Annotated in this window: 5 protein-coding genes; all 5 read right to left on the bottom strand. The window is 48.6% G+C overall.

The window, feature by feature from the left end:
* A partial coding sequence (ftsA, locus tag AMS66_RS33715; protein ID WP_236703373.1) for a cell division protein FtsA occupies positions 1–691 on the bottom strand: 691 nt, incomplete at its 3' end.
* Positions 692–984: 293 nt separating this feature from the next.
* Entirely contained in the window at positions 985–1,752 is a 768-nt protein-coding gene (locus AMS66_RS13060; protein WP_053781218.1) for a cell division protein FtsQ/DivIB, read from the bottom strand.
* Between the two features lie 58 nt (positions 1,753–1,810).
* A complete protein-coding gene (murA, locus tag AMS66_RS13065) occupies positions 1,811–3,094 on the bottom strand; it encodes a UDP-N-acetylglucosamine 1-carboxyvinyltransferase (protein WP_053781219.1) in 1,284 nt (427 codons plus the stop codon).
* A gap of 17 nt (positions 3,095–3,111) precedes the next feature.
* Positions 3,112–4,017, bottom strand: coding sequence for a UDP-N-acetylmuramate dehydrogenase (murB, locus tag AMS66_RS13070; RefSeq protein WP_053781220.1), 906 nt, complete (start codon positions 4,015–4,017; stop codon positions 3,112–3,114).
* Between the two features lie 148 nt (positions 4,018–4,165).
* The gene (gene murG, locus AMS66_RS13075; RefSeq protein ID WP_053781221.1) at positions 4,166–5,275 is read right to left on the bottom strand and encodes an undecaprenyldiphospho-muramoylpentapeptide beta-N-acetylglucosaminyltransferase; all 1,110 of its coding nucleotides are present in this window, start codon (positions 5,273–5,275) and stop codon (positions 4,166–4,168) included.
* Between the last annotated feature and the right edge of the window lie 17 nt (positions 5,276–5,292).

Below are 5,292 nucleotides of genomic sequence, written 5' to 3' on the forward strand. Positions count from 1 at the left end.
GCAGCGTTGAAGTTGCAACGAGACTGTCTTCTTCGAAGATGGCGATGGTCGTAGCCCCTGCTCCGATATCAACAAGCACGGAACCCATCGTTTTTTCATCCTTGGACAACGCCAGCTGACCTGCTCCAAGTGACATGAGTACCAAATCACTTACTTTCAGACCCGCTTTTTCCACGCAGCGCAAAAGATTATGTATCGCGGTTTTTGCACCCGTAATGATGGTCGCTTCCACTTCCAGACGAACACCAATCATACCACGGGGGTCCTGTATGCCCTCCAAGCCATCTACAACATACTGCTTGGCTACAACATCAATAATTTCCCGTTCCGGTGGAACCGCAATCACTTCGGCTGCTTTCAACACCCGCTCCATGTCTTCTTCTCCGATTTCACGATCCTCGTTAGACACTGCCACGACGCCGTGACTGCTCATCAGTCCGATATGATTTCCCGAGATTCCAACATATACTTCGGATATTTGAATACCCACCATACGTTCTGCATGATCCACTGCATTACGGATCGATTGCACCGTCTGATCGATATCTACGATTACACCTTTGCGAATTCCCTCCGAGTCGGCAGATCCAACTCCAATAATATTAAAGGTTCCATTATTCATTTCCCCAATAATAGCGCGAATTTTGGATGTACCGATGTCCAAACTAACAATGATGTCATTGTTGCTCAAGTCTGTGGCACCTCCTGACTCCAAATAGTAAAATACGTTCGGGTTTAAACACTCTTAAAACATATTCAACACACTTTAGGCTTTCCCTCTTTTTTCTACAATTTTTTTGGGTGCCAAGATCTGGTTGCGAGACATAAAACCTTGAAGAAAAAAGAAGGAGGCAACTCAGGTGCCATAAGTTCAAGTGTATCATTTTTTCTTCGTCTCAGAAAGAACAACTTTCACTGGATAAGAGGGGCTAAACCCCGATCCCACCTGGTTTTGAATACTGCTTAACCGAATAAAGGCGGAAATCAGGGAGTCGCTCCTGGCTCAGCATCTTCTTCCGGGTTATCCGCAATGAAAGGCACGTACGTATCGGCTTCCAGCATCGTGATTTTCCCTGGCCGTTCCGTCTCAATGACCTGATTGAGATACTCTACCTTATCGGACAATAGAGAAACGGTTGTAATCACTTCAAACTGTGACTTGGTATACATCCGTATCTGATCCGGGAATGAAGGTGTAGGATTCGGAATAATCTCCGAAATATCCGTCGTTAGTTCATTCGGAATCTTGGCCAGCGTTTCACTCAGCTTGGCCTTAAGCGGATCATCCGCCTTCCACTGGGTCAATATCGGTTTCTCTACGGCAACTCCAATGGTGGCAGGAACCGTTAAGCTTGTCCCGCTTGCCAGTATGGCTTTTAGCGTACCGTCCGAACCAAGTTCATACGCAACCGTTGGATATTCCTGCACCTTGATAAGAATAGTACCGGGGAATTGTTTATCCACAGTTACGGTTGATATAGCCTTGATCGTTTTCAGTCGCTCAATCACATCAGCCGAGCTTGTCCCAAAAAACTGTTCGCCCTCCTTCAGACCGCTTTTCTCCAGCAGTTCCGAAGTCGTTGTGTATACATTACCCGTAATCTCAATTGCCGAAATCCGACTCATCGAAGAACGAAAAAAAAGTACAGCAAGCAATACAATAAAAAGAAGTAAGAGAATAAAAACAATTTTACGGCTTGTGTTTCGTTTGGGCCGATTCTTCTTCAGAACCGGAATTTGACTTTTAGGCATAGGTCGCGCTCCACAAAGCCTCCGGCCCCCTTCCCTTAAGAAGGGGACTCAAAGGACGTTAATTGGCAAAATCCAGCTGCTTCGAAACGGGGGACTGTCGCTCAACCGAAGCTCCAAGACTCTGAAAGAGCTTCTCGATACGATCGTACCCTCTATCAATATGATGTACTTGCTCCACAACCGTTTTTCCCTGGGCAGCGAGGCCAGCAATGACTAATGCTGCACCTGCACGCAGATCGGTTGCTTCCACTGTAGCCCCGTACAAACGGGGAACGCCACGGATAAATGCTGCATTCAGGTCTACCGAAATATCGGCTCCCATGACATTCAGCTCATCCACATGTTTGAACCGACCCTCGAATACCGTTTCCTTCATTACACTGAAACCATCTGCCAGACTGAGCAGCACCATAATTTGCGACTGCAGGTCTGTTGGAAATGAAGGATACGGAGAAGTCACAATGCGGTCTACTGATTTGGGACGGCTCATACAGCTCACCGTCATTATATCATTGCAGACTGTGATTTGAACACCAGTACGCTTCAACACATGTATAAGGGAAGTAAGATGGGCCGGATTGCAGTGTGTAAGCGTTACATTCCCTCTCGTTGCTGCGGCTGCAATCATCACCGTTCCAGCAACGATCCGATCAGGTATAATTTCATAAGAGCAAGGCTTGAGTTTCTCCACACCATTAATCGTAATCGTATCCGTTCCAGCACCGATAATTCGTGCACCCATCGCATTCAGAAAATGTTGCAGATCCTGTATTTCAGGTTCTCTGGCTGCGTTAAATATCGTTGTTGTACCCTCAGCCGTAACGGCAGCCATCATAATATTTTCTGTGGCTCCTACACTGGGGAAGTCCAGATGAATATCTGTACCCACCAGCTTGCGCCCGCGACAAATGATCTGTTGATCCAGCTCTTCAATCGAAGCTCCGAGCGCTTCCAGGCCCCGAAGGTGAAGATCAATTTTACGTTCCCCAATGGCACAGCCACCTGGCTGGTACACGGATACTTGCCCAAACTTAGCCAGCAATGGTCCCATTAAAAAAATGGAAGAACGCATCTGTTTCATGAGATCCTCAGGCACATCATATGACCGGATGGACGACGTATCTATCGTCACTGTTCCCTGTTCATGCCGACACGTGCATCCAAGTCGTTCCAGGATATACAGCATCACTTCAATGTCCAGCAAGTGTGGAACGTTGTGCAGCGTAACTTCTCCGTCTGCCAACAAACTTGCGGCCATGATCGGTAAAGCGGCATTTTTTGCTCCATGGATGCGTATGGATCCTGAGAGGGGTTTCCCGCCTTCAATCACCAATTTGTCCAATGTATCACCTCCGGGGTTTACCGTTCACCCACTACGAAGACTTCCGGTACCAGGTTAATACCGTTTTGAGATGATATAGTGCTCTGAATCTGCTGCATTAGGGTGATAACGTCCTCTGCTGTTGCTTGGCCTGTATTGACAATGAAATTGGCATGCATGGTGGATACCTGTGCGCCTCCCTGAGTCATACCCTTTAGCCCCGCTGCTTCAATCAGGCGGGCGGCATGATCACCAGGTGGATTCCGGAACACGCTGCCAGCACACGCCATCTGCAGTGGCTGTGTACGGCGTCTACGGTCTTTATAAGCCGCCATCGATTCCGAAATAACTTTGCGTTCTCCCTGCTGGAGTGCAAATGCAGCCTCCAGCACGATGCCTCTCCGGTCATGCAGAACAGAGTGGCGATAGGCAAATTCCATGTCCTCCTTGCTGTAACGTACCAATTCCCCTGTCTCCAGTACAATCTCAGCGGATTGAAATATCCGTGACACATCCGATCCATGGGCACCAGCATTCATATATACGGCTCCGCCGACCGTTCCGGGGATGCCGCTGCCAAATTCCAAACCGGTCCACTCTTTCTTTGCAGCAACAACACTGAGTTTAACAAAGGAATGTGCTGCTCCGGCAGTTACCCCGCCCTCGTGAAACTCGGCATAATCAAAGCCTTCTCCCGGTTTCACGACAACTCCTCGTATTCCCTTGTCAGACACCAGCATGTTTGAACCCCGTCCAAGCTGCATCCATGGGATCTGATGCTTGTGCAGCAATTGGATGAGATTAACCATCTGCTCCTTGTTTTCCGGTATGACTAGCGCATCTGCAGGACCGCCAATCTTCCATGTGGTGTATTTGGCTAGCGGCTCGTTTTCAAGAACGTTGCCGACATTGTTCTGGGATAGTAACGATATCCACTGCTGCATATTAACATCCTCCTTTACTTCAAAACCGATGAGCACGGCAGTTTTCATTGCTGCAGGCCGTGTTGCGGCACCATGGAACGATTGTCACGATTTATAGGGTATCTTATGTCAGTCCCGCCTTGTGTGTGACAATCGCCCAAAACGCACTTTAACGCCCTGCAGCAAGACGCCGAATCTCGCTCACAAGTACCTCGGCTGCATCGGGTTTTCCCAGTTTCCGGGAGGCTTCCGCCATCCTTTTGCGCGCCGCTTCGTCATTCATAATTCCAGCAATCGCCTTATATAGTGCCTGGCCTGTCAGATCCTTTTCCAACATCGTAAGCGATGCACCGCCACCCTCAAGCGTACGAGCATTTGCCTCCTGATGATTATTCGTCACATTAGGTGACGGAATCAGGATGGATGGAATACCAAGAGATGTAATCTCGGCAAGGAATGATGCCCCTGCACGATTTACGATCAGCGATGTGCATGCAAGAACCTCGGGCATATTGTATACGTAAGGCAGCACATGCAGATGATTTGGCATCGTTCCAAGGGAACTGCGGATCGCTTCACGCGTTTCATCAAAATATGAATCACCTGTCACGTAGACCACGTGCACATCTTCAAGTTTGGCCAGCATTGGTGCCATATCCACCATGGCTTTATTGATTGCTTTCGCACCACGGCTACCACCGACCACAAGAACAACTCGGCTGTCCATGGGTACACCCAATGTCGCAAATCCACGATCGCGGCTAGCTTGGGCTACCGTTGTAGCCCTAGGATTGCCGGTATACACAACCCTTTTGGCTCCAGAGAATGCTTTCTCCGAACCCTCAAAACTAACAGCTACCGTGTCCACATAACGGGTAAGGAACTTGTTAGTTAACCCAGGAATGGCATTCTGCTCATGAATGACACTTGGAATACCAAGTTTGGCTGCTGCATACACGACAGGCCCACACACATAGCCCCCCGTTCCGATGACAACATCGGGTTTGAATTCCTTGAGCATTTTCTTGGCTGTGCGTACACCTTTCAGAAATCTCATCACAGTCTTCACGTTGTCTAAGGACAATTTCCGGCGAAAGCCAGTAATATCAATCGATTGAAACGGAATATTCTCTTGTGGCACCAGTTTGCTTTCCAGTCCACGGGTACCACCGATATATAAAAATGTCGAGTCGGGATTCTCCGCCTCGCATTGCCTTGCTATAGCAACGGCCGGATAGATATGCCCACCGGTACCGCCGCCACTTAGAACGACTCGCATCGTACATTCACCTCGCA

Origin of the sequence: Paenibacillus xylanivorans (genome assembly GCF_001280595.1) — a bacterium.
GTDB classification, from domain to species: domain Bacteria; phylum Bacillota; class Bacilli; order Paenibacillales; family Paenibacillaceae; genus Paenibacillus; species Paenibacillus xylanivorans.